The following is a 25,253-nucleotide window of genomic DNA, read 5'->3' as shown; positions in this document are numbered from 1 at the left end:
ACAGGAATAGCATTGAATCAAGGCCCGGTCGGCGCATTGGGGGACAGGTCCGGCCCCATCGCCTGTCGCAATTGGGCCAGCCGCATCTCGAGGTCCGCGCGCCACGGCGCATCGGGCGGGGTGCGCGCCAGAAGCTGGCTCCATACCGCGTCCGCACCCTTCAGATCGCCGCTCTGCGCCATCGCAAGGCCCGCAAAGAAAGGCGGCGCGGGATGGTTCGGATCGCGCTTTGCGGCCTCATCGAACGCGAGCGCGGCGGCGGGCGACATCACGCCGCCGCCATGCGCAACAAGCGCATTGCCCAAGCCCACCCAAAGATCGACATTGTCGGGATAACGCTCCAGCCCCTTTTCGAGCGTTTGCGCAGCGAGCGCCGTCTTGCCGGTTCGCGCAAAGCCATCTGACATCGCGATCCACTGTGCGGCCGGTCCAAAACGGTCGGCCATACCCTGCTGACGATCGGTGATCGCCTCGCCGAAACCTTCAAGCTGTTCGGGCGCTACGATAGGCTTGCCGGGCAAGGATGGGCTACCCTGCAACGCATAACCGGCGACGCCCACCATGACCGCAGCGACAGCGAGCGGCCGAGCCGCTGCCGGCAGCTTGCCGAACAAGAAGATGGCGCCCAGCGTGATCAAGGCGACAAGCAATATCCACATCCAGATCATGGAGCGTTCTCCGCATCGCCCGCGTCGCGGCGGAAGCGTCCGAAGGCCAGCCATCCCCCGAGCAAAAGAAAAGCGAGCGGGCCGAGCCACAGCAGGGCGGTGGCCGCATCGAACGGCGGATCATAGCTGACCCAATTGCCATAGCGCGCGACCAGCCATTTGCGGATCGCCTCGGGGCTTTCTCCCGCGGCAATCTTGGTGCGCACCTCATGCCGCATGTCGCCGGCGAGCGGCGCATCGCTGTCGGCGATCGACTGCCCCTGGCAGACGAGGCAGCGCAGCGTTTCCATGAGTGCCTTCGCTTTTTCCTCCTGCGCGGGATCAGGAAGCTGCTGATAGGCATAGGGCGCCGGCGGCAGGCGATCCTGCGCGGCCGCAGGCGCAGCGGCCAGAACAAGCGAGGCGAGCAGGATGGTCCAGCCCCTCACTTCATCTTCTCCAGCTTGGCGACGATTTCCGGCACCTGCTCTTGAAGGATTACGCCCTGTATCTGTTCGCGGATGATCCCCTTTCCGTCGATCAGAAAGGTTTCGGGGACGCCCGACGAGCCGAGCGCGATCTGGACGCTGCTTTGCACATCCGACCCGATGCGGTCGAAGGGATTGCCATTTTCCCGCAGGAATTGCGCCACATCGTCGGGCCGGTCGCGGATCGCGATTCCGTCGATCGGCACGCCCGCGGCCTTCAGCGCCTCAAGCTGCGGCGCCTCGGCGCGGCACGGGATGCACCAGCTGGCAAAGACGTTGACGAGGCGCGGCCGCCCGTCGGCAAGGTCGCTGCTTTTCAGGCCTTCGACGCCGGCAGTTGCGGGCGGCAGGTCGAACAACGGCATCGGCTTGTTGATCCACTGCGACTGGATCAGCGTTTCGGGCGGAGTCGTCAGGCGATAGATGAAGGCCCCGAATAGCAGCGCGGTAATCGCCAACGGCATGAACAGGATCCAGCGGGTCTTCATGCGTAGCGCCCTTCGGCCTTGCGCGCGCGGTGACTGCGCCACAGGGTCAGCAATTGCGCGCGGCCGAGCAGCGACAGGGCCGCACCGATCGCGATCAATGCCCCGCCCAGCCAGATCCACCAGACCAGCGGCTTCCACCACAGGCGAAGCTGATAGCGAGCGGCTCGGCCATCGGCGCCGGTGACGGGCTGGCCGAGCACAGCATAAAGCTGCCCGCCCGGCCGCGTCAGCAGTGCAGCCTCATTGGTTTCGGTTGGCGCGCCGCCCATCAGCCCGGGAAAAGTTCGCGCCTCGGGCCGCAGGGTGAAGCTGTGTCCGGAAGGCGTTGTCGCGATCAGCGTTCCTTCGACCGCGGTGTAATTGGGGCCAGCGATCGGGCGGACGCCGACGAACTTCACCGTGAAATCATCGACGGTGACGGTCTCGCCCGGCGCGGCGGCCACCAGCCGTTCCTTGATGAATGCGCTTTCGGCGGCCATCCCGGCAAGCGCGACTGCGACGCCGAAGTGCGCGATCACCATGCCCCATGTCGGCAGCGGCGTCCGGCGCAGGTTGCGACCCCACAGCGGCGCCAGGCTGGCGACCGCCACGATCCCGGCGACCGTCATGCCAAGCAGCGGCAGCACGCCGACCTTGCCGCCGAACAGGATCAGGCCGAACAGCACCGCCGACCCGGCAAGAATCGCGGCAGGAAGTCGCGACCACAGCTTGCGCCCGTCGTCCTTGCGCCAAGCGAGTAACGGACCGGCCACCATGACCAGACACAGGATCAGCGCAAGCGGGCCCGCAACCTTGTTATAATAGGGCGGTCCGACCGAAATCTTTTCGCCCATGGCCTCAGCCACGATCGGATAGAGCGTACCGAGCAGCACGAGCGCAAGGATCGTCGTCAGCAACAGATTGTTGATGACGAGCGATCCCTCGCGACTGAGCAGCGCGAATTTCTTGCCTTCGGCGACGCTGCTGGCGCGCAACGCGAACAGCGTCAATGCGCCGCCGATGTAGATCGCCATCAGCGCGAGCAGAAAGGTTCCGCGTTCGGGGTCGACGGCAAAGCTGTGCACGCTGGTCAGCAGGCCCGACCGCACGATGAACGTGCCGACCATCGACATGGAGAAAGCGACAACCGCGAGCATCACCGTCCATGCGCGCAACGCGTTGCGCGTCGCGGTCACGCTCACCGAATGGAGCAGCGCCGCGCCTGCGAGCCAAGGGATGAGCGAAACATTTTCGACCGGGTCCCAGAACCACCAGCCACCCCAGCCGAGTTCATAATAGGCCCAATAGCTGCCGGCGGTGATCCCCAGGGTCAGGAAAATCCAGCTTCCCAACACCCACGGCCGCATGGCGCGCGCAAAGGCCGGGCCGATCTCGCGCGTGATCAGCGCGCCGACCGCAAAGCTGAAGGCGACCGACAAACCGACATAGCCGACGTAAAGCGTCGGCGGGTGAAAGGCGAGCCCGGGATCCTGCAACAGGGGGTTCAGCCCCTGTCCGTCCGGCGGCGCGATCGGCAGCCGCTTGAAGGGGTTGGACGAAAAAAGCAGAAACGCAAAAAAGCCAAGGCTCAGTGCTGCCTGCGCCGCAAGCGTGGCGACCAGCGTATCCTCGCGCAGCCGCTTTTCGAAGATCGCAACGAGCGCGCCCGACAGGCCGAGGATCGTGAGCCACAGGAGCATCGACCCTTCATGATTGCCCCAGGCGCCCGCGACCTTGAACAGCATCGGCTTCAAACTGTGGCTGTTGCGCGCCACCAGTTCGACCGACATGTCGGATCGCACGAAAAGCGCGATCAGCATCGCGAAGGCCGCGGCGGTCAAAACGCCCTGCGCGACACTCGCGGGCCGGACGAGGGCCGCAAGATCGCTCTTCCCGTTCCGCAGATAGAGGCTGCCGGCGACCAGCGACAGGCAGGCGAGCGCCGCCGCCATCCACAACAGCGCGAGACCCAGTTCGGCGATCATGCTTTCGGCGCCGCTTTCATGGCCTTGGGCATATCGCCCATTTGCGGCGGCATATAGCGTTCGTCATGCTTGGCGAGGATACGGTCGGCCACGAAAATACCGTCGGCCCGCATCCGGCCGTCGGCGACCATTCCCGAATTTTCGGCAAACAGATCGGGGACGATGCCCTTATATTCGACGGGGATCGACGCCTTGCCGTCGGTGGCGACGAAGCGGATCGTCACGCCGTCGGGCTGATGCCTGATGCTGCCGGCCGCGACCATTCCGCCCAGTCGCATCGCCTCGCCCACTTCGGTTTTGCCGGCCTGAACTTCGGCGGGCGTGCGGAAATAGGCCGCCTCGTCGCGCAGCGCGCTTGCCGCGAGAACCCCCGCACCGCCGACGCCGCACAGCGCCACCGCCGCCAGGATCAGTCGTTGATGCTTCGCCTTCATGTCCGGTCCCTGCGCAGCGCAGCGCTGCGCTTTTCAGCCTTCGTCATCGCCCGCCAGCTATGCCAGACCACCGCGCCGGTCAGGAGCGCGGTCAGCATATAGGCAGCCGCGACATAGGCCCATTGGCCGTTTCCGGTTATGACGCCGGTCAAAATTCGGTCCCCTCATCGTCCGCCAACCGGCGCAGGCGCGCCGCGACGCGATTGTCGGCTATGATCCGCCGCATGCGCATCAGCACGATCGCCCCGAATAGCAGCGAAAATCCGGCCAAGGTCAAGCCCAGCGGCCACAACAGGCTGCCGTCGATGCTCGATCCGCGCATGGTAATGCTCGGCCCTTGATGCAGGCTGTTCCACCACACAACGCTGCGATTGATGATCGGGATGTTGATCGCGCCGACCAGCGCATAAATCGCGGCACCGCGCGAAAGCGTTCCACCCTGCCGCTCGCTTTCGTCGCCCGTCGTCAACGCGACGAAACCGGCATAGAGAAAGAGCAGCACGAGCATCGACGTCATGCGGCCGTCCCATTCCCACCAGGTTCCCCAGGTCGGCTTTCCCCAGATCGACCCAGTCGCAAGGCAAAGCGCGGTGAACAGCATGCCGGGCACCGCGATCGCACGCGCGGCAATCCCGGCCAGCGGGTGACGCCACACGAGCTGCACCAGCCCTGCAAGAGCGAGCGACGTCCAACCACCCATGCCGAGCCAGGCGGCAGGAACATGAACATAGAGAATGCGTGCCGTTTCGCCCTGCTTGGCTTCACCCGGCACCACCGTCAGCCCGGCCCAGGCCCCGGCGAGCAGGAACGCCAGTCCCAGCCACAGCAGCCACGGCGTCAGCGGACGCGCAATGGCCAGAAAACGGGTCGGATTCGCATAGGCGTGCATCGCGCGCCGAGCCTTAGGCGAGCGCACGCCCGCGGTCTAGACAATTGACGCCATCGGCAGTGCGCACGAATGATATCGATAGCAATGCTTAGGAGACATAAAATTACTTAGCGTGCGGAGATTGTGTGGCTCAATTGCCACAGATGTCACCAAAACGAAATAATAGCGCCTCGTTCGACCGCGTGAGGGGTGGAAGCGTCGGCATTTCTCATCAAACCTGTGCAGGTCGTCTCTAGGGGCAATCAACAGGGAAAGATGACCATGAAAAACACGACCCAATTATCGAGCCTCGCGCTCGCCACCGCTCTTGTCGCAAGCGGGTGGACTGCACCGGCTTTCGCACAGCAAGGCGCCAACGACGCGGACCCAGCAGCAGCCATCGTCGTCATCGGCACGCGCCGCACCGACCGCACGGTTGCGGACAGCACAGTTCCGATCGATGTGATCTCCGGCGATGCGCTTCAAAACAGCGGAACCACCGAAACCAACAAGCTTCTCAACCAGCTTGTTCCCTCTTTCAATTTCCCCCAGCCGTCGTTGACGGACGGCACCGATTCGCTACGGCCGGCCACATTGCGCGGCTTGTCACCGGATCAGGTTCTCGTGCTCGTCAACGGCAAACGCAGGCATCAATCCTCGTTGATCAATCTCAATGGATCTGTCGGTCGCGGCTCAACTGCGGTTGATATGAACACTATACCGCCGCTTGCAATTGAACGTATCGAAGTGCTTCGCGACGGAGCTTCGTCGCTTTACGGATCGGATGCCATTGCCGGCGTGATCAATATTCAGCTCAAGCGCAGCGTAGGCGGCAAGGCGCAAATATCATTCGGAAAATATATCACGCAGATGGATGGGGTCGATCAAGTCGATACTGTTGATCCCACGCTGACCAGCCCAACCTTCGCCATTGGCACCAATGGATTCTATTCAGTCAGCGGCGGCGACAATCCCGTTATCAGCTATACCGGGAAAGACCGGAAGCGGAACGACGGCGACACATATACGATGGCAACCAACATCGGTCTTCCGGTTGGAGACAACGGCTACCTAAATTTTACGGCTGAGTATAAGGATCGGTCGCCTACCAACCGCTCGGGCCCTGACATTCGTCGCAATTACTTTGCTGCCGGCGACCCTCGCGAAACGACGATCGACCGATACTGGCATCGCTATGGAGACGGTGAATCGAAAGACATGAATTTCTTTGTCAATGCGGGCGTTGATCTTTCGGAAGCGGTCGAATTCTATACATTCGGCAGCTACGGCGTGCGCGACGGCAATGGTGCAGGCTTTTACCGTCGTTCGCTGGACATCCGCAATCAGGATTGGTCGGCATCGACGACTAGCTTCGTCCCAATCTACGCCGATGGTTTTCTGCCCCTGATTGAAAGTCAGATCGTCGACATTTCTGCTGCAGCAGGCATCCGCGGTGATTTGGGTGCCTGGAACTACGATTTGTCGCTTGTCTATGGGTCGAACCGACTGGACTATGGTGTATCGAACAGCGTCAACACGTCACTTGGCGGCGCCAACAGCTTGCGCAAATTCAATGCTGGCGGCTTGCGGTCCGGCCAGACTTCGCTGAACCTTGATGTCCAGCGCGAACTCGACATCGGCATCGGAAAGAGTGTTTCGTTTGCATTCGGCGGCGAATGGCGCAACGAAAATTACAAGATCGTGCCTGGGGAAGAACAAAGCTGGATCAACGGACCCTTCTCTGCCGCTCCCTACGGAGCTGCAGGGGGATCGCAAGTATTTCCGGGCTTTCGTCCGTCGAATGCAACGGACGTCTCACGGGATAGCTTTGCAGGATATGTCGAGCTCGACTCTGACATAACCGACAGTTTCACGCTTCAGTTGGCCGGACGTTACGAACATTTCAGCGATTTCGGCGACACGGTCAACGGCAAGGCCGCTGCGCGATTTGAACCGATCAGCGGGCTGGCCTTCCGCGGATCGATCTCCACCGGATTTCGCGCTCCTAGCCTCGCCCAACAATCGTTCCAGACCACATCGACGAACAATGTCGGCGGTCAGTTGATCGAGATCGGGACTTTCCCCGTAACATCCGCGGTCGCCATCGCGCTGGGCGCACAACCACTCAAGCCGGAAAAATCGGTCAATATCGGTGGAGGCGTAAGCTTCACCATGATCGGCGGCCTCAGCATCACGGCTGATTACTACAACATCAAGATCAACGATCGCATCACGCTGACGGAAAATCTGCAAGGCGCCGATATTGTCAGCACGTTGACGGCAGCAGGAATTACCGGCGTAAGTTCGGCCCGCTTCTTCATCAACGGCATCGACACACGGACGCAAGGTCTCGACATCGTGGCATCGTACCGCCTACCCGACTTTGGCGCAGGAACCGTCCGACTCAGCGCAGGGTTCAACCTCAACGACACGAAGATAACCGACCGCCGGACCTTCTCTGGTTTTACAGCTCAGCGGTTATTCGCTCGCCAGGAAAGCTATCGGCTCACCGAAGGGCAGCCCAAGGACAAGCTGAATGTCAGTCTCGATTGGGATTATGACAAAGTGGGCCTCACGCTTCGCACGAACCGGTACGGCAAGGTATTTCTTCCCAGCAGCTATTCGACGTCAGCGAACAACAATAACATTGACCTTGCGCCGGGCGAGGTACCCGGCGACATCTTTCTGTCGCCGAAATGGGTCACTGACATGGAATTGCGGATCAAACCGATCGAAAGCGTCCAGATCGCGGTCGGCGCGAACAATATTTTCGACGTTTATCCGGATCGCCTGCCATTCGGAACGGTTGACGGCGTTAACTATGGCCTGAACAACAGCTTCCTGCCCTATTCGTCGCAGTCGCCGTTCGGCTTCAGCGGTCGCTTCGTCTATGGGCGTGTGTCGGTCGACTTCTAAGCTCGGACGACATTGCTGAAAGGGTCAAGGCCGGGGGCTATGCCTCCGGCCTTGTCCATATCCAGCTTCCCGTTACGACGGCCGCGATGATCGGCGCCATCATCCACGGCCACGGGGCGAAGAGCAGCGCCAGCGCAATGCTGAAAACAAAGGCGGCACTTGCGGCAAGCTTGCCCCGGCGGCTGATCGCTCCCTTCTCGCGCCAGGCAACAATATGGTGTCCGAAGGTCGGATGCGTGAGCAGCCAGGCCTCAAGGCGCGGTGACGAGCGCGCGAAACAGAAGGCGGCAAGGATCACGAAAGGCACGGTCGGCAGCAGCGGCAGAAACGCGCCGAGCGCGCCGAGCCCCAATGAGGCCCATCCCGAAACCAGATAGAAATGCCGCTTCATGGGAGCGGCTTAGCGCGTTTTCGCGCGCACGCCATCCCATGTTGCAACCGGCCGATCGTCAGCGCCGCCCGATCAGCTTTTGCGCCATATGATCCGCCACCGTCGATGCCGGCGTGCCGCTTGCCTTGCTCTCGGCCCAGATCTCGGCGAGGCGACCCGGGATCAGGTGGATGCGGCTTTCGACCTCTTCCTGACTGCCCTGCCCCAGATATTCGAGCGCCACGTTGATGATGCCGCCGGCGTTGATCACATAATCGGGTGCATAGACGATGCCGCGATCGTGGATGCGCTGGCCGTCGGCGGCAGTCGCAAGCTGATTGTTCGCGCCGCCCGCGACGATCGGCACGCGCAATTTTTCGATGCTGCGTTCGGTCAGGATCGCCCCCAGCGCATTGGGGCTGAGCACATCGGCTTCGATTTCCATGATCGCGGCCGAGTCGGCGAGATCGGCACCCAATTCCTCTGCCAGCGCCTTCGCGCGCGCCAGATTGACGTCGGCAAGGGTCAGCTTCGCGCCTTCGGCCGCAAGCCGCCGCGCAACACCGCCACCGACGCTGCCGACCCCCTGGATCGCGATCCGCACGCCCGCGGCGCTGTCAGTACCCAGCCCTTCGCGGATCGCCGCCTTGATGCCCAGATAGACGCCGAGCGCGGTATAGGGGCCGGGGTCGCCCCCCGCCTCGCCGCTCGCGACCGGAAGGCCGCTGACATGTTTGGTCTGCTTTGCGATCTGGACCATGTCGGCGTCGGTGATGCCGACATCTTCCGCGGTCACATAGGCGCCGCCCAGCGATTCGACTGCCCGGCCGAAGGCGGCAAGCAGTTCGGGAGTCTTGGTGCCCGCTTCGTCGGCCAGGATTACGCCCTTGCCGCCGCCCATCGGCAGCCCCGCCATCGCATTCTTATAGCTCATGCCGCGCGAGAGGCGTAGCGCATCGACGATCGCGGCCGACCGCTGCGGATAGTGCCAGAAGCGCACCCCGCCCGCGCCGGGGCCGAGGTGGGTCGAATGCACGGCGATGACCGCCGTCAGTCCGCTGTCGCGATCGCGGAACATGTGAACATGTTCATGATCGTCGAAATCGGCGAAATCCCAGACTGCGGACATGGCGTCACCCTCGCGTTAAAAAATTACGTAGGGACGTAATAATGAAATAGCCCGCGCGAGTCACCCCCAAAGGGATCGCCGGTTTTCCGATCAACGAAAAGCTTTGAAAATGGGGCGATCGACGGGACTTGAACCCGCGACCCCCGGTACCACAAACCGGTGCTCTAACCAACTGAGCTACGATCGCCATATGCCGGGCGAGACCGCCTGCGACAGCGCGCGGCGATAGGCGCGGCTACCCCTTTCGTCAAGCATTGTTCGCATGGCCAACGCCGCCTAAAAGAGGCCATGTCCGGAAACGAGCATGTCGATATGGCGCCATCGGGCGCCGACCGCACCGCCGAGCGGCTCGCGCTGCTTCCCGGCATCCGACGCGCGCCGACTTCCAAGCTGCAACAATTCATGCTGGCGGGTTTTCTCGATCCCGCAACATGCGCCGGGCTGATGGCGCAGATCGACCGCGACGTGCGCCCTTCGACGATTGCCGATCCCAATGGCGACGAAGCGTTCCGGACCAGCACGACCTGCGACCTCGATCACCGCGATCCGCTGGTGCGGACGGTCAACGCTCGGCTGCACGACATCACCGGAATACCGCTGGATCATGGCGAGCCGCTACAGGGGCAGCGCTATGATGTGGGGCAGGAATTCAAGGCGCATACCGACTATTTCGACCCGCAAGGCGCCGACTGGGAGACCTATTGCGCGATTCCCGGACAGCGCACCTGGACATTGATGGTCTATTTAAACCAGCCCGAGGCTGGCGGTGCGACGCGCTTTCTCGCCACGGGCAAGATGCACCAGCCCGAAACGGGCAAACTCGTCGCGTGGAACAATGTCCGCGCGGACGGAAAGCCGAACCCAGAGACGCTCCATCACGGGATGAAGGTGCGCAAGGGCCGCAAATATATCATCACCAAATGGTTCCGCGAACGCGCCTGGCCATGGGCCGAGGGCGAGCTAGGCTGATCCGGCCGACCGTGCCCCGGCGCCTACCGAGACACGGCCCAAGCCTTTAGCGTACCAGTCGATACTGGAAACTCAGCGTCAACGTGTTGCCGACCTGACCCGGCTCGACCGGCGTCGATTTGGCCTCTGCGGCCATCATCTGCACGCGCGGCATGGGCACCGGTCCACCGACCGCGCCGCCTTCGCTGATCGAAACCAGTTCGGCGGCGCGATAGCCGGCCAGCTTGGCATAGTCCGCCGCCTTCGCTTCGGCGGCCTTGATCGCCGCGCCGCGAACGCCGACAAGCTGCGCATCGGGGTCTTTCATCGCGAACCAGGGGCCATCGATATTGGTCCCGCCCGCCGCGACGAGCGCATCGAGCAGCGGCCCGATATCGTCGATCTTCGGCGTCGTCGCCCGCACGCTGTTGCTGACCTGATAGCCCAGGAAGCGCGGCGGCTGACCGTCGCTACGATTATTATAGTCATATTGCGGCGACAGGCTGATGCCGCTCGTCTGAATATCCTCGGCCTTGATCCCGCGCGCCTTGGCAGCGGCGATCAGCTTGTCCATCGCGGTGGCATTGAGCCGCATCGCTTCGACTGCGGTCGGCGCGGTCGTCGTCACGCCGGCGCCCACCGTCGCCTGATCGGGCCGCGAACGCACTTCCTCGCTCACGCTAAAGCTCAGGATCGGGCCTTCCGTTGTCGCTGTCGTCACCGTCGAACCTCCCTGCTGTGCAATGGCCGGCGTCGCAGCCAGCAGCGCGATGCCGGTCGCCATGGCGGTGAACATATGCTTGGTCATGTCAAACTCCTGTAGGCCGGACCCCCGGCCGATCGTGGATACCTACCCCATACGCAGGACGGAGCGGGCCCGTTCCCGCCTTTGGGCGCTCGGCGCTTGCATGACGCTGAACGCCTATGTAGCGAGCCGTTCATCATGGCAGCTCCCATTCTCTCTTACGAAGGCCTGGCCCTGGTGCAGGGCACCGGCTGGCTGTTTCAGGATCTCGACATCTATGTCGGCGCGCGCGATCGGCTCGCACTGATCGGCCGCAACGGCGCGGGCAAGACGACGCTGCTCAAGTTGCTCGCCGGACGCATCGAGCCCGACAAGGGCAAGCGGACGATCGTCCCCGGTACCCACGTCGTACTGCTGGAACAGGAACCCGATTTCACGGGCTATGCGACGCTGATGGACTATGCGATCGGCGGCGCGAACCCGCCCGCCGAGCATGAGGTGGCGGCGATCGCCGACCAGCTTGGCATCGACATGGCACGCGAAGCGGCGAGCGCATCGGGGGGCGAGCGTCGCCGCGCCGCCATCGCGCGCGCGCTGGCGCAGAACCCCGACGTGTTGTTGCTCGACGAACCGACCAACCACCTCGACCTCGCCGCAATCGACTGGCTCGAGGGCTGGCTCTCGCGCTTCTCCGGCGCCTTCGTCGCCATCAGCCACGACCGCACCTTTCTGACGCGCCTGACCCGCCAGACCCTTTGGCTCGACCGCGGCGGCATCCGGCGCAAGGAAATCGGCTTCGGCGGCTTCGATGCGTGGATGGAGGCCATCTATGCCGAAGAAACGCGCGCCGCGGAAAAGCTCGATGCGAAGCTGAAGCTGGAAGCACACTGGCTCCAGCGCGGCGTGACGGCGCGCCGCCGCCGCAACCAGGGCCGGCTCGAAAAGCTGATGGAGATGCGGGCCACGCGCGCGGCGATGATCGGCGGTCCCGGCGTCGCCAAGCTCGGCCTGGCCAACGACGACGTCCGCTCGAAATCGGTGATCGTCGCCGACCACATCAGCAAGCGCTTCGGCGACCGCACGATCATCAAGGACTTCGACTTTCGCGTCCAGCGCGGCGATCGCATCGGGATCGTCGGCGCCAATGGCGCGGGCAAATCGACGCTGCTCAAGCTGCTCACTGGCGAAATCGAACCCGACGAGGGCAAGGTCACCCTCGCCCCCACGCTCGACGGCATCGTCATCGATCAGCAGCGCAGCCTGCTGTCGCCCGAAAAGACCGTACGCGACATCCTCGCCGACGGCGGCGACTGGGTCGAGGTGCGCGGCGTCAAGAAGCATGTCCAGGGTTACCTCAAGGACTTCCTCTTCGATCCTTCGGTTGCCGAGGCTAGCGTCGCCGCGCTTTCGGGCGGTGAACGCTCCCGGCTTCTGCTCGCCCGCGAATTCGCGCGCGAATCGAACCTGCTCGTCCTCGACGAACCGACCAACGATCTGGATCTCGAAACGCTCGACCTTTTGCAAGAGGTCATCGCCGACTATGCGGGAACCGTGCTGTTGGTCAGCCACGATCGCGACTTCCTCGATCGCACCGTAACGGTCACCCTCGGCCTCGACGGCTCGGGCAAGGTCGATATCGTCGCGGGCGGCTATGCCGACTGGGAAGCCAAGCGCAGCAAGCCCGCGTCGGCGAAAGCCAAGGCGGCCGGCGCCGATACCGCGCCGCCCCCACCGCCGCAGGCACGCCGGAAACTCTCCTACAAGGACCAGCGCGACTACGACCTGCTTCCGGGCCGTATCGAGGAGATCGAGAAGGAGATGGCGGGCATCGAAACCGAATTGTCCGACGGCAGTCTGTTCACGCGCGATAATGCGCGTTTCAGTGCCCTGACGGCAAAGCTCGACGCGTTGCGCGCGGAAAAGGCCGCAGCCGAGGATCGCTGGCTGGCGCTGGCCGAAGAAGTCGAAGCGCTGGGATAAGCCCCGCGCCACCGGCAAAGAAAAAGGGCGCTGCGTTGCCGCAGCGCCCTTTTACGAAACAGGATTTCGTATCGAAGACGGTCTTACTTGATACCGTCGCGTTCCATCCGCTTGCGCTCCATCTTGCGGGCGCGGCGGACGGCGGCGGCGCGTTCACGCGCACGCTTTTCGCTCGGCTTTTCGTAGTGACGGCGCAGCTTCATTTCGCGATACACGCCTTCCCGCTGCAGCTTCTTCTTGAGCGCGCGGAGGGCCTGGTCGACATTATTGTCGCGAACGATGATCTGCATACGCCGTGTCGTCTCCTGTTCGTCAGACGGCCGAGGCTTCCGGCGGAAATCCGGGTTGCCATAGGTCGCCGATATTCGGGCAATAAAAAGAGCGTCGCAAAGGCGCGACGTTCCGTTGGGGCGGCCACTAGAGAGATTCGCGCCAAAATGCAAGCCCCCACGCGGCAAAGCGTCGCTCTTCCGCGCGCAGATGCCCGCCGCCGCCATTGCGCGCGCCCGCTCGCCTGTGGCATAGGTAGCAAGACGAAACCGACAGGAAGAGGATCGCCCGATGGCAACCCAGCTCAAGCGCAACAGCAAATATAGCGAAGCCGAATGGACGGCGCGGCTAGAACTCGCCGCCTGCTACCGAATTTTCGCGATGATGGGCTGGGACGAAATGATCTTCAACCACATCACGGTGAAGGTGCCGGACGAGGACGGCAGCTACCTCATCAACCCCTATGGCATGCACTTCAGCGAAGTGACTGCGTCGAGTCTGATCAAGATCGACATCGACGGCAACAAGGTCGACGCCGACAATCCTTGGCACGTCAACAAGGCGGGCTTCGTCCAGCACAGCCTGTTCCACCGCGTGCTGCCCGACGCCCATGCGATCATCCACACTCACACCACCGCGACAACGGCGGTCTGTTCGCTCGAGGGTGGGCTCCAGCCTGTGAACTTCTATGCCTGCAATTTCATGGGCCAGCTTGGCTATCATGATTTCGAGGGTGTGACGGTGCGCGAGGAAGAGGGCGAACGTCTCGTCGAAAATCTGGGCGACAAGCGCATCCTGATGCTGAAGAATCACGGTCCCGTCGTGATGGGCAAGACGCTGACCGACGCCTTCATCAAATATTGGGCGCTCCAGCGCGCCTGCGAAATCCAGCTCGCAACGATGAGCATGGGCAAGCCGATCACCGTCCCCGAAGACGTGATCAAGGTCCATCAGCGCGACCTTTATATGGCGGCGATTCCCGGCCAGTCGGGCAAGGCCGAATTCGACGCGATGGTGCGCAAGGTCGACAAGATCGATACGAGCTGGCGTGACTAATCACCGCGTTTCGCTAAGACGGGCGGCATGACGAAATTCTCGGTCAACGACCGCCCGGTCGAATATCGCATGGATCCCGAAACGCCCCTGCTCTGGGCGCTGCGCGATGCGTCGAACCTGACCGGGACCAAATATGGTTGTGGCACCGGCGAGTGCGGTGCTTGCACCGTCGATATCGACGGCGAGGCGATCCGCAGTTGCCTTGTGACCATTGCCGAATGCGAGGGCCGTTTCGTCACCACGATCGAGGGATTGTCACGCGACCGCAGTCATCCAGTCCAGCAAAGCTGGGTCGCCGAACAGGTGCCGCAATGCGGCTTTTGCCAGTCTGGCATGATCATGACGGCCGCCGCGTTGCTGCGCAAGAACAGCAATCCCAGCGACGCCGAAATCGACGCCGCGATGACGGGCATTTGCCGCTGCGGCACTTACCCCCGGATGCGCGAAGCGATCCGCCGCGCCGGCCGGGTAATCCGGGGCGAGGAGCGCATCGCCGCTGCACCGCCGCCGGGCATCCGTCCCGACGATGCCGCACGCGCCGTCCCGGCGCTGCGCCCGGCGGAGGGAAACTGAACGACAGGCAACAGTCCGGTTCAGCGCTCACTCATCTGACCGGCGGTAATTTCCGATTCATCATCCCGATCGGCCGGGTGCCGCATGGGACATGGATCTGGAGTGTGCCGAAATGAAGAAGACATTCGGAGGATTGCTGATCGCAGCGACGATCCTCACCCCCATCGCGCCCGCCGCCGCTCAGGCGAATGGCGAGCGGATTCAGATTGCCCAGCGTGGCGATCGCGGCGACCACCGCGGCTCGCGCGGGACCGATGGCCGCCGTGGCGACTGGAACGGCGGCAATCGCGGCCAGAACCGGACCGCCCAGCCCGCACCGCAACCGCAGGCCCAGCCGCAGCAGCGCAATTACCGCACCGACCGGCGCGCGCCGCAGGGGCAGCCGAGTCAGGGACAGCGCAGCGATACGCAGCGCCCGCAGCAATGGCAGGGTCAGCGCGGCGACAGCCAGCGCCAGCAATGGCAAGGCCAGCGCGGTAGCACGAATGACCGCAGCCGCGATCGCAGCGGCCAGCCCGACCGCCGTTTCTATCGTCAGGATAATGACCGGAACGACCGGCGTTACGATCGCGACGATAATCGGCGCTATGACCGGAACGACCACCGCCGGTACGATAACAACCGGCGCTATGATAACGACCGTCGTTACGACAATCGGCGCAGCAACAACTGGAACCGCGGCTGGCGCAGCGACCGTCGCTACGACTGGCGCTGGAGATGATAGGTGCGATAGGCGATCAGATCCGATCCGACCGCCGCTCCGGTGAGCCACTGTCCCAGGAAATTGTTGACCTTGCGATTGGGGTGCAGCGCGCCGTGCGCGGCGTCGTGCATCAGGATCGCAAAGCCGAGCTGGCGTCCGCCGACGATCAGGACTGCGACCAGCCAGGCCAAGGGATTGCCGCTCCACGCCGCGAGGCCGATGGCAGCGACGCTGACGATCCAGCCGTGTGCGACGAGCCAGATACCGTACCAGGCGGAGGGCTTGGTGATCGCGACCCACTGCTGGCGGTCGAAAAAGCGATCGGGCGGCAAGAGGCGGACGGCGGGCATGCCCCGGTGTAACCCGTTGCGAAGCGAAACCCAACCCCTTCCATTTTGGCACAGCAATGGGGTTAACGATCCGCCCGCGGTAAGGATTTGGAAACCCCGCCGGCGACAGAGCGGTGGGCGGGACCAGATAGCGGGATTGGCGAACACATTGGGGGTCAGGCACAGCATCAGCCGGGGCGCAAGCGGCGGGTCGTCCGACGACGAATCGCTGTTGCAGACACCCGAATTCGTGGGGCGCATGATGCGCGTCGCGCAGCTGTGGCACTATGTGCTGATCGGCCGGACCGTGGCCTTCTTCGCTTTTGCTTTCGTCCCCGGCCTGTCGGGTTTCCTATCGCATCCGCTGCAATGGGCCACATTGGTTGCTGGACTGCTGTGCGATGTCGCGCTTACCGTTATCGGCCAATGCTCTCGCTTGCGCTGGGCGCATCGGATCGAATGGCTGCCGACGCTTGCCGCCGCCTCGCTGGCGCTGGTCGGCGCAGGAACATTCTTCGTTTCAATCGGCACCTTCGCAGCGCTCGGGACGCCTGACGCGCTGTCCCACCTCGATGCCTTTTCGGCAATCCGGCTGGGTACCGTTCTCGTAGCCGCGGCCGCGGCGGCGATTGTGCGTCCGGCCTTCTTTGCCTTCGCCGGCGGCACCGCGATCGGCGGCGCGATCGGTATCGCATCTTGGCCGTTCGGGATTGCGGGTATCATCTTCCTCGGCATGCTCGTCGTGATGATGCGCGAGGATATCCGGCATCAGCGGCGCGCGACGCGGGTGCGCCGCCAGTCGGGAAGCGAGCAGCAGCGGGCGCTTGGACTGATGCGCGATTTCGAGCGCGCCGGACGCGGCTGGTTCTGGGAAACCGACCGCAACGGCGACCTCGTCTATATTTCGCCGACCGTCGCGGCGAAGCTCGATCGGCCGGCCGAAGACCTGCTCGGGCGCCCCTTTACCGACATGATCCGCAAGCGCGGCGGCGCCGACGAGAGCGAGGAGCGCACGCTGGGCTTCAGCCTGTCGTCGCGGACGCCGTTCAACGACCTGACGGTCCAGGCGGCGGTCGCGGGCGAGGAGCGCTGGTGGTCGATTTCAGGCCATCCGATTTCGAACGCGCTCGGCAATTTTCAGGGCTTTCGCGGCAGCGGCACCGACCTCACCGAAAAGCGCAAGTCCGAACAGCAGATCAATCAGCTCGCGCGGTACGACACGCTGACCGGCCTCGCGAACCGCCTGCACATCACCGATCTGCTCGAGCGTGCGCTCAAGAATCATCTCGGGCAGGCGCAGCCCTGCGCGCTGCTGCTGATGGACCTCGACCGGTTCAAGGCGGTCAACGACACGATGGGGCATCCGGTCGGCGACCAATTGCTGCAACAGGTCGCGGCGCGGCTGACGCAGGTCGTCGGCGACAAAGGGCAGGTGGGACGACTGGGCGGCGACGAGTTCCAGATCGTGCTGCCGCAGATCACCCAGGTCGAAAAGCTGGCAGGGATCGCCAACGCGATCATCCTGAGCCTTGCCAAGCCCTTTCTGATAGAGGGCGAGCGCATCCGCATCGGATCTTCGATCGGTATCGCCATTTCGGAAAGCGACGGGATCGGCTCGTTGGCGCTGGTGCGTAATGCCGACCTTGCGCTCTATGCGGCGAAGGACGCCGGGCGCGGCGTCTATCGCTTCTATGCCGACGCGATGCATAACCAGGCAAGCGAGCGCAAGGCGATCGAAGACGCGCTGCGCGATGCGCTGGCAAAGGACGAACTGAAGCTGCTGTACCAGCCGATCGTGAATGTCGGCAGCGAACGCATCAGCGGCTTCGAGGCGCTGATCCGCTGGCAACAGGGCGGCGATGCGGTCATCAGCCCCTCGAAATTCATCCCGATCGCCGAAGAATCGAACCTGATCGTTCCGATCGGCGAATGGATCATCCGCACCGCCTGCGCGACGATTGCGCGATTGGGGCAGGAGTATCGCGTTGCCGTCAATGTGTCGCCGCGACAGTTTGCCAATGAAAAACTGCCCGCGACGATCCTGAGCGCGGTCGCCGCCGCGGGCATCCGTCCCGATCAGCTTGAGCTGGAAATTACCGAAGGCGTCTTCCTCGACGAAAGTCCCGAAAATCTGGAGATGTTCCAACGGTTGAAGCGCACCGGGGTACGGCTAGCCCTCGACGATTTCGGCACCGGCTATTCGGCGCTCGGCTATCTGAAGAAGGCGCCGTTCGACAAGATCAAGATCGACCAGAGCTTCGTTCTCGGCGCGGCCGATCCCAGCAGCATGAATGCCGCAATCATTTCGTCGATCGTCGGATTGGCGACGGCACTCAAGATGGAAACCACCGCCGAGGGGGTCGAAACGCACGACGACCTAGCGCTGATCCGCGGCCTCGGCTGCAGCCATGTCCAAGGCTATATCTACGGCAAGCCGATGACCGTCGAGGAAGTGCTGGCTTTGCTCGCAGACGGCAATGGCAAGGCGGTCGCGCAGGGTTACAAGAGTGCGCGCGAAGCGCGGATGCGGACCTTCCGGACGATCCAGATCGCGAGCGGCGGCTATCGCTATGAAGCGATTGTGCGTAATCTGTCGTCGCGCGGTGCGCTGATCGAAGGTTTGTGGAATGTCCCCGAAGGAACGTCGCTGTTGATCGAATTTGGCGCTGATGTGGTGATGGACGCCGAAGCGCGCTGGTCCGACGGGAACCGCGTCGGCGTCCGTTTTGCACAAGTGGTCGACATCGGCGCGCTGGTTGGCGGCGCCGGGGCGAAGGAACGCCGGACAGGCGGGCGGATCGACCGCGCCGCCTGATCTCCTGTCGTCAGTCGGCGATACGCCCGCGCGCCATCACCCAGCGCACATGTTCGAGGGTCGTCACATCGCCGAGCGGATCGCCATCGACCGCGATCATGTCGGCCGACATACCCGGTGCGATGCGGCCGATCTCGTTTTCCATCGACAGCAACCGGGCGGCGGTGGTCGTCGCGCTCGCCAATGCCTCACGCGGGGTCAGCCCCGCCTTGACGAGCAGCGCGAACTCGCCCGCGTTGCGGCCATGTTCGAACACACCGGCATCGGTGCCGAAGGCGATCGGCACGCCCAGCGCCTTTGCCCGCGTCACGGCCTGACCCACGCGGCCAAGCGTCATGCGGACCTTTTCCTCGACTGTGGGGGTGTAGATGCCCTTGCCGAGTCGTTCGCGCACGCCCTCGAACGCCATCAGGGTCGGGACGAGATAGGTGCCCTTGGCCTTCATGACCTTCAGCGCGGCATCATCGGCGAAGGTGCCATGTTCGATGCTGTCGATCCCGGCGGCGGCGGCCGCTTCGATGCCGCGCTCGCCATGCGCATGCGCCATGACCTTGAGGCCCAGCGAGTGGGCGGTATCGGCGATGCTGAGGAGTTCATCATTCGAGAAATGCGCACCGAGGCCGCGGCCCTGCTGCGACAGGACGCCACCGGTCGCGGTGATCTTGATGACATCGGCGCCGGCGCGCGATGCCTTGCGCACCTTTTCGGCGCATTCCACGGCACCCGTGCAGGTATAGCCCTGATCGAGTATAGCGTGGACATCTTCGCGGAAGCCCGTGACGTCGCCATGGCCGCCGATGATCGACAAGGGCACACCGGCGGCGATGATCCGCGGTCCTTCGATCAAGCCTTCGGCGGTGCCGCGGCGCAGCGAGAAGGCGGTATATTGCGCCGACCCCGCCTCACGCACCGTGGTGAAGCCGGCGCGCAGCGTGATCGCGGCATTTTTGACGCCGACGACAACGCCCCATTCGTCGGGATCGACCGCTTCGTTGCGGAAATCACCGCCCGGATCGCCGGTTAGATGAACGTGGAGGTCGATCAGGCCGGGAAGCAGCGTCTTGTCGCCGAGATCGATGACGTCGGCACCCGCCGGAGCGGCGGCGCGGCCCGGCTCGATCGTCATGATCCGGCCATCGGTGACGGTCACGGTCGATGGGCCAAGCGCGGGCTTATCGGGATCGGTGATGACGCGCGCGGCATAGACGAGCGTCGTCTTCGCTTCGGCGGCAACGCCGCCCAGCATGGCGGCAACCGCCACGGCGGCGAGCAGGCTTTTCTTCAGCATGATGTCTCCCCTGTCTTTCGCCCACCGTGGCGCGGCCAGAGCGTGAGGGCAAGGGGGAGGGTGCATAAAAGAAGGGCCGGACGAACCGGCCCTTCAGTTTGGCTTCTGATAACCGAAAGGAATATTACCAGAAGAAGTCGTAGATCACGTCAACGACCTGACCCGTATAGGTGTTCACGAGCAGCGCATCGTCATAATAGCGCACCCAACGATAGGGGCCGTAAGCGGGCGGCAGGCGATAATAGCCTGGATCGTTGATCCAGTACCGCTGGCTGTAGAAGAGCGAACCCAGCGAAAAACCGATGCTGAAGCGCGTGTAATTGCGGCCCCGGTACGGGTTGTAATAGCGCGGCATCCGGTAATAGCTCCGGTTGTGGTCGCGATAGCTGCACCACAAATATACGCAGCAGGCCGAAGACCCGGACCTTGCATTATCCAAGCCATTCCCGACCACCCGCGCCAGCCTAATGCGCAAGATCGTCCGCGACCTGACCGGACAGACATTTTTCAAACAACGCGTCGCCCAGTTCCGCTTCGCCTTCGTGGGATTGAGGGCGATGCTTCGCGGCGAACGGGCGGAGAAAAGAAGGGCGAGCACCAAGGCGGGAACGCCTTTCAACAAGCAATCCGACGATGGCGTCACATCGCCCACGATCGATGTTGCCGGCGCGATGACGGTTACACGGTCTGTCGGCCGCTTTCTACTCGTTCAGGCCATATTGCTCGCGGCGTCGCTGCTGCTCTACGGCTGGACGCCCTATCTGCTCTGGTTTGCCGGACTGGCGACGACCTTTCAGCTCTATCTGCGCATCCGTAACATCGCCGAACACGCCTGCACCGCGACAGGGAGCGACGATCCCTTCAGCCACGCGCGCACGACGCATGCCGGCTGGCTCGCGCGCGCGACGGTTGCGCCATATTGGGTGAATTATCATGCCGAGCATCACCTCTTCATGGGCGTGCCCTGCTATCGCCTGCCCCAAGTCCATGCCGCGCTCGGCCGCGCCGGCAAGCATGATGCGATGACCATCGCGCCGAATTACGCTGCGGTGCTGCGTCAAGTTACCGCTGCGGCCTGATCGGCCAATATCAGCACGCCGTCGGCCAGCCACCGGGCGAGCAGCGCGGCCAGCGTTTCCATCGCGGTCGCTTCCTCAACTTCGTTCACTAAATGCGCGCTGATATCCGCGAAACTGGCGCCGCGCCCGATCCGCACCAGCGTAGCCGCCTCGACCGCGGCCAGACTGCGAAAATGCGGCTGGAGTCCGCTGCGCCACACCAACACATCCACGGGCGCGGCAAGAACCGCCACCGCCGGAGGGGCTTCGCCGGCGTCGAGCGCGCTCCACAGGGCCGCGCTATTATGGTGCATGGTGAGCAGCCGCGCCGAAGGATGCAGCGCGAGGCTGGCGCCGACCCATTGCTCGCCGAGCATGCCGATCGCACCGGCATCGAGCGGCGATGCGTCGAGCGCGTCGAAGGCGTGGCGCAGCGCCCAGTCCAGCCGGGCAAGTTCGGCCAATTCGCCGTCTTCCGGAAAATGATGCGCGATAAAGCCGGGCAGCGCGGCGCCGTAATAGCGCAGATTGCGGGTCGTCGACGGGTGCGCCTTTACATAGGCATCGGCGATATGGCCGAATTGCGCATCGCCCAGATAGGCATGCAGCCGCTCGAAATGATCGGCGAGAACGCCGGTCAGGCTGGCGCGGTAATTGTTGCGATAGATGCCGATCCGGCGGGCCGCGCCGACGCGCGCGTCATCGACAATCAGGGCTTCGGCATCCGCATCCTCGCCCATGATCGCGGCGAGAAAGCGTTGCTGGATGGCGTACAGTGCGTCAGCCACCGACCGGCTCCAGCGCCGCCTGCGCCAGCTTGCGGGCCCGTTCGAGTTCGGACAACAGCGCCGCCAGCGGCGGAATGTCGTCATCGCGTTCGATCATCGTCGCGACGGGGCCGACCATCGCAATGGCGCGGGCGTAAAGATCCCATACCGCATCGCATACCGCTGCATCGTGCGTGTCGATGACATAATCGCCCATGTCGCTGTGGCCCGCGAGATGGATTTGCTGGATACGCCCGGCGGGCAAGCCGCTCAGATAGTCCAGCGGATCGAAGCCATGGTTACGCGCGCTGACGTAGATGTTGTTGACGTCGAGCAGCAGCAGGCAGTCGGCGCGTTCCGCCATTTCAGCCAGAAAATCCCATTCGCTGCGATCGGAGGCGCGAAAGCTGACATAGCTCGACGGATTTTCGATCAGGATCCGCCGCCCCAGATAATCCTGCACGCGGCCGATATTGTCGACGACGCACTGCAATGTCGGTGCATCATAGGGCAGCGGAAGCAGATCATGGCTGTTATGCGCGTTGATCCCGGTCCAGCACAGATGATCCGAAATCCAAAGCGGATCGACCCGATCGGCGAGCGCCTTCAGCGCCGACAGATAGGTGCGGTCGAGCGGCTCGTCAGACCCGATCGACAGCGACACACCGTGCATGACGATCGGATAATCGGCGCGAATCCGGTCGAGCGTCGCCATCGGGCGTCCGCCGGGCACCATATAATTTTCCGATATGATCTCCAGCCACTCGACCGGTTGGGGCCGCGCCAGGAAATCGGGATAATGGACGGGGCGCAGTCCCAAACCGAAGCCGGGCGACGGGATCGCGATCCGCTGATCTTGAGGCATGATTGGACTCGATTAATTCCTCCCGCACGGAGCCGGAGCGCCGTGCGGGAGGGAATGGCATCAGCCGAGGTCGCCGATGACGCCGCCGCCGGTCAGACACTTGGCGGCGGTCATGGCCTTGAAGCCATGACCCTTGCATTCGTTCTGACCCTTGCATTCGTTGGCCGAGGTCTTGCAGTCGGCCGTACCCTTGCAGCTGTTGACGCCATAGCAATGCACGGTGTCCTTGGCACCGACCGCGGCGCCCGAACTGCCGGCAGGCGCCGGAGCGGCCAGAGCGGCGCCGGCGAGTGCGAGGGCAGTGGCCGAAGCGGCAATGGCAGCGGCGAATTTCGTGTTGGTCATGCTATCCTCCGAAGACGGGATGGAGGGACAATATGTCCGTCCATGCTCCTATATTCGGAGGCGCGCGCGCGAGGTTACAGTCGGCGCTATTCGCCCGCCGCGACGAAACGGCCGCCCGCGCGATCCTTTACCGTGGTCTCGGGATCGAAGATCATGCCGTTCATCGCGACATAGACACCGGGCGGCAGCGTCTGCACCGCCGCCAGCGCAAAGCCCACATTGAACTCGGCGTCGCTAGCCCGCACCGATGCGGGCTGCATCGCGCCGGTCAGCACGATCGTCTTGCCTTCAATTCCCGCCAGCGTACGGCCGGTAACGACCATCGTGTCGGTGCCATGCGTGACGAGAACATGCGCCGAATCGCTCGCGGCGACTGCCGCGCGGATCGCCTCGCGGTCGGCGTCGGTGAGTTCCAGGCTGTCCTTGCGCATCAACTGGGTGACGCGGTGCGGCACATGAACATTATTCTCTCGCAGCATGTCGGGAATCGCCGCCGGCCCGATCTGGAACTCCGACAGCGCGTCGAAATAGACTTTGTCGATCGTCCCGCCGGTGGTGAAGATGTCGATCATGCCAAAGCTTCCGCAATCAGGCGCCGCGTGTTGTCGATCCCGAACAGCGCGATGAAGCTGCCCATGCGCGGACCTGCGCTCGACCCGAGCAGCGTTTCATAAAGCGCCTTGAACCAATCGCGCAGATTTTCAAAGCCATAGGCTTCGCTCTTGCCGATCTCATAGACGATGTTCTGGATGTCGTCGGCCGACGCATCGGCGGAAAGCGCGGCAAGCCGGTCGTCGAGTTCCTTGAGCGCAGCGCCCTCACCGCCCACAGGCTTGCGGCGCTTCAGCGTCGGGGCGACATAGTCGCGGTTGTACGCCATCGCATTGTCGATCAACCGGTCGAGCTCGGGCCAGGTCGCTGCGTCGGCGCCCGCGACATATTGGCCGAGGTAGCGCCAGATCTGGTCCTTCGCCGCATCGGCGCCCATCACGGCGACAAGGTTGAGCAGCAGCCCGAAGGTCACCGGCAGCACCGCGTCGGGCACATCTTCGCCGCGCGCGACATGGACGTGATGCACGGGGTTCCCCAGCTTCTTGTCGGGTTCCTGCGCCGGATAGCTTCCGCGCATCTGCAGATATTCGTCGACCGCCTTCGGGATGACGCCGATATGAAGTTGCTTCGCCGCCTTGGGTTCGCGATAGGCGTAGAAAGCCAGGCTCTCTTCGCTGCCATAGCTCAGCCATTGTTCAATCGACAGGCCATTGCCTTTCGACTTCGAAATCTTCTCGCCCTTTTCGTCGAGGAACATTTCGTAGATCAGCCCCTCGGGCTTGCGTCCGCCCAGCGCCTTGGCGATCTTGCCCGACTGGATGCCGCTGTCGGTCAGATCCTTGCCGTACATCTCGTAATCGACGCCGAGCGCGACCCAGCGCATCGCCCAGTCGACCTTCCACTGCAGCTTGGCACCGCCCGACAGGATGCTGTGGGTGATCGTCTCGCCCTCATCCTCGAACGATACGAGCCCCGCATCAGCATCAACCACCGTCACCGGCACCTGCAGCACGATCCCCGACTTGGGGCTCACCGGCAGAATTGGCGAATAGGTCGCGGCGCGCTCGGCGCGCAGCGTCGGCAGCATGATGTCGAGAATATCCTGATTGTGCCGCAGGACATTCTTCAGCGCTTCGTCGAACGCGCCCGAGCGATAGCGTTCGGTCGAGCTGACGAATTCATACTCGAAGCCGAAGCGGTCGAGAAATTCGCGCAGCATCGCATTGTTGTGATGCGCAAAACTCTCATACTTGCCGAACGGATCGGGAATCGCGGTGAGCGGCCGACCCAGATGCTCGCGCAGCATGTCGCCGTTCGGCACATTGTCGGGAACCTTACGCAGCCCGTCCATATCGTCGCTGAACGCCACGAGGCGCGTCGGCAGGCCGCCCGTCAGCGTTTCATAAGCGCGCCGCACCATCGTTGTGCGCAGCACTTCATTGAAGGTGCCGATATGCGGCAGGCCCGAGGGGCCATAGCCGGTTTCGAACAGCACCGGCGCGCCGCCGGGCTTGCCGTCGGGATAGCGTTTGATCAGCTTGCGCGCTTCCTCGAACGGCCAGGCCTTGGACGTTTGCGCGGGCTCGCGCAGCGAAGGATGAAGGTGCAAATCGGTCATGGGGCGCCCATAGCGGCAAGCGCCCCCGAATCGAAAG

At 63.4% G+C, this 25,253-nt stretch carries 27 protein-coding genes and 1 tRNA gene; 8 read left to right on the top strand and 20 right to left on the bottom strand.

The features are described 5' to 3' along the window. Positions 1–17: 17 nt before the first annotated feature. The 7 genes from STE01S_RS17780 to ccmC are packed head-to-tail and all read right to left on the bottom strand — an operon-like array spanning position 18 to position 4,910. Complete coding sequence (locus STE01S_RS17780; protein ID WP_062770192.1) at positions 18–668, bottom strand: tetratricopeptide repeat protein; 651 nt, start codon at positions 666–668, stop codon at positions 18–20. Further along, positions 665–1,096 carry a cytochrome c-type biogenesis protein gene (locus STE01S_RS17775; RefSeq protein ID WP_058812688.1) on the bottom strand — a complete coding sequence of 144 codons (432 nt, stop codon included), beginning with the start codon at positions 1,094–1,096 and terminating at the stop codon, positions 665–667. Before STE01S_RS17775 ends, STE01S_RS17780 begins: the two co-directional genes overlap by 4 nt. Continuing rightward, positions 1,093–1,623: a DsbE family thiol:disulfide interchange protein gene (locus STE01S_RS17770; RefSeq protein WP_003047600.1), complete on the bottom strand. Its 531-nt coding sequence runs from the start codon at positions 1,621–1,623 to the stop codon at positions 1,093–1,095. Before STE01S_RS17770 ends, STE01S_RS17775 begins: the two co-directional genes overlap by 4 nt. After that, positions 1,620–3,587: a heme lyase CcmF/NrfE family subunit gene (locus tag STE01S_RS17765; protein ID WP_062770189.1), complete on the bottom strand. Its 1,968-nt coding sequence runs from the start codon at positions 3,585–3,587 to the stop codon at positions 1,620–1,622. Before STE01S_RS17765 ends, STE01S_RS17770 begins: the two co-directional genes overlap by 4 nt. Next, on the bottom strand, positions 3,584–4,021 hold the full coding sequence (ccmE, locus tag STE01S_RS17760; RefSeq protein ID WP_003047606.1) for a cytochrome c maturation protein CcmE: 438 nt from the start codon (positions 4,019–4,021) through the stop codon (positions 3,584–3,586). The genes STE01S_RS17765 and ccmE overlap by 4 nt, the downstream gene beginning before the upstream one ends. After that, positions 4,018–4,173, bottom strand: coding sequence for a hypothetical protein (locus STE01S_RS20510; protein ID WP_162928317.1), 156 nt, complete (start codon positions 4,171–4,173; stop codon positions 4,018–4,020). Before STE01S_RS20510 ends, ccmE begins: the two co-directional genes overlap by 4 nt. Further along, on the bottom strand, positions 4,170–4,910 hold the full coding sequence (ccmC, locus tag STE01S_RS17755; protein WP_062770186.1) for a heme ABC transporter permease CcmC: 741 nt from the start codon (positions 4,908–4,910) through the stop codon (positions 4,170–4,172). The genes STE01S_RS20510 and ccmC overlap by 4 nt, the downstream gene beginning before the upstream one ends. Positions 4,911–5,171: 261 nt before the next feature. Here ccmC and STE01S_RS17750 point away from each other — a divergent pair, with 261 nt between their 5' ends. Further along, positions 5,172–7,805, top strand: coding sequence for a TonB-dependent receptor plug domain-containing protein (locus STE01S_RS17750; protein WP_082813413.1), 2,634 nt, complete (start codon positions 5,172–5,174; stop codon positions 7,803–7,805). Between the two features lie 37 nt (positions 7,806–7,842). Here STE01S_RS17750 and STE01S_RS17745 read toward each other — a convergent pair whose 3' ends face one another. The 3 genes from STE01S_RS17745 to STE01S_RS17735 all read right to left on the bottom strand — a co-directional run bounded on the left by STE01S_RS17745 (position 7,843) and on the right by STE01S_RS17735 (position 9,491). Next, the gene (locus tag STE01S_RS17745) at positions 7,843–8,196 is read right to left on the bottom strand and encodes a YbaN family protein (protein WP_058812693.1); all 354 of its coding nucleotides are present in this window, start codon (positions 8,194–8,196) and stop codon (positions 7,843–7,845) included. A 58-nt stretch (positions 8,197–8,254) separates the two neighbouring features. After that, positions 8,255–9,304, bottom strand: coding sequence for a Glu/Leu/Phe/Val family dehydrogenase (locus STE01S_RS17740; protein WP_062770180.1), 1,050 nt, complete (start codon positions 9,302–9,304; stop codon positions 8,255–8,257). A gap of 110 nt (positions 9,305–9,414) precedes the next feature. Next, a tRNA-His gene (locus STE01S_RS17735) sits at positions 9,415–9,491 on the bottom strand. A 101-nt stretch (positions 9,492–9,592) separates the two neighbouring features. Here STE01S_RS17735 and STE01S_RS17730 point away from each other — a divergent pair. Then, positions 9,593–10,273 (top strand): prolyl hydroxylase family protein, encoded by a 681-nt coding sequence (locus STE01S_RS17730; protein ID WP_003047628.1) that lies wholly within the window; start codon positions 9,593–9,595, stop codon positions 10,271–10,273. Between the two features lie 46 nt (positions 10,274–10,319). Here STE01S_RS17730 and STE01S_RS17725 read toward each other — a convergent pair whose 3' ends face one another. Then, on the bottom strand, positions 10,320–11,060 hold the full coding sequence (locus tag STE01S_RS17725) for an SIMPL domain-containing protein (protein ID WP_003047630.1): 741 nt from the start codon (positions 11,058–11,060) through the stop codon (positions 10,320–10,322). A 135-nt stretch (positions 11,061–11,195) separates the two neighbouring features. On the opposite strand from STE01S_RS17725, the gene STE01S_RS17720 reads away from it, so the two are divergent. Then, positions 11,196–12,977 (top strand): ABC-F family ATP-binding cassette domain-containing protein, encoded by a 1,782-nt coding sequence (locus STE01S_RS17720; protein ID WP_040590299.1) that lies wholly within the window; start codon positions 11,196–11,198, stop codon positions 12,975–12,977. Positions 12,978–13,060: 83 nt separating this feature from the next. On the opposite strand, the gene rpsU is transcribed toward STE01S_RS17720, so the two are convergent. Continuing rightward, on the bottom strand, positions 13,061–13,267 hold the full coding sequence (rpsU, locus tag STE01S_RS17715) for a 30S ribosomal protein S21 (protein WP_003047635.1): 207 nt from the start codon (positions 13,265–13,267) through the stop codon (positions 13,061–13,063). Between the two features lie 271 nt (positions 13,268–13,538). On the opposite strand from rpsU, the gene STE01S_RS17710 reads away from it, so the two are divergent. From STE01S_RS17710 to STE01S_RS17700, 3 genes are all read left to right on the top strand, one after another. Then, positions 13,539–14,303, top strand: a complete 765-nt coding sequence (locus STE01S_RS17710; protein ID WP_003047636.1) for a class II aldolase/adducin family protein — start codon at positions 13,539–13,541, stop codon at positions 14,301–14,303. Positions 14,304–14,330: 27 nt separating this feature from the next. Continuing rightward, positions 14,331–14,876, top strand: coding sequence for a (2Fe-2S)-binding protein (locus tag STE01S_RS17705; protein WP_062770177.1), 546 nt, complete (start codon positions 14,331–14,333; stop codon positions 14,874–14,876). Between the two features lie 112 nt (positions 14,877–14,988). After that, a complete protein-coding gene (locus STE01S_RS17700) occupies positions 14,989–15,597 on the top strand; it encodes a hypothetical protein (RefSeq protein ID WP_162928318.1) in 609 nt (202 codons plus the stop codon). Here STE01S_RS17700 and STE01S_RS17695 read toward each other — a convergent pair. Further along, positions 15,576–15,929: a fatty acid desaturase gene (locus STE01S_RS17695; RefSeq protein ID WP_255266013.1), complete on the bottom strand. Its 354-nt coding sequence runs from the start codon at positions 15,927–15,929 to the stop codon at positions 15,576–15,578. The genes STE01S_RS17700 and STE01S_RS17695 overlap by 22 nt on opposite strands. A 136-nt stretch (positions 15,930–16,065) precedes the next feature. On the opposite strand from STE01S_RS17695, the gene STE01S_RS17690 reads away from it, so the two are divergent. Further along, on the top strand, positions 16,066–18,723 hold the full coding sequence (locus tag STE01S_RS17690; RefSeq protein ID WP_255266012.1) for an EAL domain-containing protein: 2,658 nt from the start codon (positions 16,066–16,068) through the stop codon (positions 18,721–18,723). Positions 18,724–18,733: 10 nt separating this feature from the next. On the opposite strand, the gene STE01S_RS17685 is transcribed toward STE01S_RS17690, so the two are convergent. Further along, positions 18,734–20,011: a metal-dependent hydrolase family protein gene (locus STE01S_RS17685; RefSeq protein WP_082813411.1), complete on the bottom strand. Its 1,278-nt coding sequence runs from the start codon at positions 20,009–20,011 to the stop codon at positions 18,734–18,736. Positions 20,012–20,135: 124 nt separating this feature from the next. Then, positions 20,136–20,450: an RcnB family protein gene (locus STE01S_RS17680; RefSeq protein WP_062770168.1), complete on the bottom strand. Its 315-nt coding sequence runs from the start codon at positions 20,448–20,450 to the stop codon at positions 20,136–20,138. Here STE01S_RS17680 and STE01S_RS17675 point away from each other — a divergent pair. Beyond that, on the top strand, positions 20,398–21,090 hold the full coding sequence (locus STE01S_RS17675; RefSeq protein ID WP_255266014.1) for a fatty acid desaturase: 693 nt from the start codon (positions 20,398–20,400) through the stop codon (positions 21,088–21,090). The two genes, STE01S_RS17680 and STE01S_RS17675, sit on opposite strands and share 53 nt — an antisense overlap. On the opposite strand, the gene STE01S_RS17670 is transcribed toward STE01S_RS17675, so the two are convergent. The 5 genes from STE01S_RS17670 to STE01S_RS17650 form a co-directional block, all read right to left on the bottom strand. Beyond that, positions 21,069–21,857 carry an HvfC/BufC N-terminal domain-containing protein gene (locus STE01S_RS17670; protein WP_003047649.1) on the bottom strand — a complete coding sequence of 263 codons (789 nt, stop codon included), beginning with the start codon at positions 21,855–21,857 and terminating at the stop codon, positions 21,069–21,071. The genes STE01S_RS17675 and STE01S_RS17670 overlap by 22 nt on opposite strands. Then, positions 21,850–22,701 carry an MNIO family bufferin maturase gene (gene bufB, locus STE01S_RS17665; RefSeq protein WP_062770162.1) on the bottom strand — a complete coding sequence of 284 codons (852 nt, stop codon included), beginning with the start codon at positions 22,699–22,701 and terminating at the stop codon, positions 21,850–21,852. Before bufB ends, STE01S_RS17670 begins: the two co-directional genes overlap by 8 nt. 60 nt (positions 22,702–22,761) lie before the next feature. Continuing rightward, positions 22,762–23,046, bottom strand: a complete 285-nt coding sequence (gene bufA2 / locus STE01S_RS17660) for a BufA2 family periplasmic bufferin-type metallophore (protein WP_003047653.1) — start codon at positions 23,044–23,046, stop codon at positions 22,762–22,764. Positions 23,047–23,132: 86 nt separating this feature from the next. After that, positions 23,133–23,618, bottom strand: coding sequence for an asparaginase domain-containing protein (locus STE01S_RS17655; protein ID WP_062770159.1), 486 nt, complete (start codon positions 23,616–23,618; stop codon positions 23,133–23,135). Continuing rightward, on the bottom strand, positions 23,615–25,216 hold the full coding sequence (locus STE01S_RS17650; RefSeq protein WP_062770156.1) for a lysine--tRNA ligase: 1,602 nt from the start codon (positions 25,214–25,216) through the stop codon (positions 23,615–23,617). The genes STE01S_RS17655 and STE01S_RS17650 overlap by 4 nt, the downstream gene beginning before the upstream one ends. Positions 25,217–25,253 lie beyond the last annotated feature (37 nt).

Origin of the sequence: Sphingopyxis terrae subsp. terrae NBRC 15098 (assembly GCF_001598815.1) — a bacterium.
Lineage (GTDB): Bacteria > Pseudomonadota > Alphaproteobacteria > Sphingomonadales > Sphingomonadaceae > Sphingopyxis > Sphingopyxis terrae.
This window is presented reverse-complemented; position numbering and strand designations above follow the sequence as displayed.

What these genes read in the sequence shown, in the direction of transcription:
- STE01S_RS17780 (WP_062770192.1), bottom strand. Translation starts at nt 668, where the DNA reads ATGATCTGGATGTGGATATTGCTTGTCGCCTTGATCACGCTGGGCGCC.
- STE01S_RS17770 (WP_003047600.1), bottom strand. Translation starts at nt 1,623, where the DNA reads ATGAAGACCCGCTGGATCCTGTTCATGCCGTTGGCGATTACCGCGCTG.
- STE01S_RS17765 (WP_062770189.1), bottom strand. Translation starts at nt 3,587, where the DNA reads ATGATCGCCGAACTGGGTCTCGCGCTGTTGTGGATGGCGGCGGCGCTC.
- ccmE (WP_003047606.1), bottom strand. Translation starts at nt 4,021, where the DNA reads ATGAAGGCGAAGCATCAACGACTGATCCTGGCGGCGGTGGCGCTGTGC.
- ccmC (WP_062770186.1), bottom strand. Translation starts at nt 4,910, where the DNA reads ATGCACGCCTATGCGAATCCGACCCGTTTTCTGGCCATTGCGCGTCCG.
- STE01S_RS17750 (WP_082813413.1), top strand. Translation starts at nt 5,172, where the DNA reads ATGAAAAACACGACCCAATTATCGAGCCTCGCGCTCGCCACCGCTCTT.
- STE01S_RS17745 (WP_058812693.1), bottom strand. Translation starts at nt 8,196, where the DNA reads ATGAAGCGGCATTTCTATCTGGTTTCGGGATGGGCCTCATTGGGGCTC.
- STE01S_RS17740 (WP_062770180.1), bottom strand. Translation starts at nt 9,304, where the DNA reads ATGTCCGCAGTCTGGGATTTCGCCGATTTCGACGATCATGAACATGTT.
- STE01S_RS17730 (WP_003047628.1), top strand. Translation starts at nt 9,593, where the DNA reads ATGTCCGGAAACGAGCATGTCGATATGGCGCCATCGGGCGCCGACCGC.
- STE01S_RS17725 (WP_003047630.1), bottom strand. Translation starts at nt 11,060, where the DNA reads ATGACCAAGCATATGTTCACCGCCATGGCGACCGGCATCGCGCTGCTG.
- STE01S_RS17720 (WP_040590299.1), top strand. Translation starts at nt 11,196, where the DNA reads ATGGCAGCTCCCATTCTCTCTTACGAAGGCCTGGCCCTGGTGCAGGGC.
- rpsU (WP_003047635.1), bottom strand. Translation starts at nt 13,267, where the DNA reads ATGCAGATCATCGTTCGCGACAATAATGTCGACCAGGCCCTCCGCGCG.
- STE01S_RS17710 (WP_003047636.1), top strand. Translation starts at nt 13,539, where the DNA reads ATGGCAACCCAGCTCAAGCGCAACAGCAAATATAGCGAAGCCGAATGG.
- STE01S_RS17705 (WP_062770177.1), top strand. Translation starts at nt 14,331, where the DNA reads ATGACGAAATTCTCGGTCAACGACCGCCCGGTCGAATATCGCATGGAT.
- STE01S_RS17700 (WP_162928318.1), top strand. Translation starts at nt 14,989, where the DNA reads ATGAAGAAGACATTCGGAGGATTGCTGATCGCAGCGACGATCCTCACC.
- STE01S_RS17695 (WP_255266013.1), bottom strand. Translation starts at nt 15,929, where the DNA reads ATGCCCGCCGTCCGCCTCTTGCCGCCCGATCGCTTTTTCGACCGCCAG.
- STE01S_RS17685 (WP_082813411.1), bottom strand. Translation starts at nt 20,011, where the DNA reads ATGCTGAAGAAAAGCCTGCTCGCCGCCGTGGCGGTTGCCGCCATGCTG.
- bufB (WP_062770162.1), bottom strand. Translation starts at nt 22,701, where the DNA reads ATGCCTCAAGATCAGCGGATCGCGATCCCGTCGCCCGGCTTCGGTTTG.
- bufA2 (WP_003047653.1), bottom strand. Translation starts at nt 23,046, where the DNA reads ATGACCAACACGAAATTCGCCGCTGCCATTGCCGCTTCGGCCACTGCC.
- STE01S_RS17655 (WP_062770159.1), bottom strand. Translation starts at nt 23,618, where the DNA reads ATGATCGACATCTTCACCACCGGCGGGACGATCGACAAAGTCTATTTC.
- STE01S_RS17650 (WP_062770156.1), bottom strand. Translation starts at nt 25,216, where the DNA reads ATGACCGATTTGCACCTTCATCCTTCGCTGCGCGAGCCCGCGCAAACG.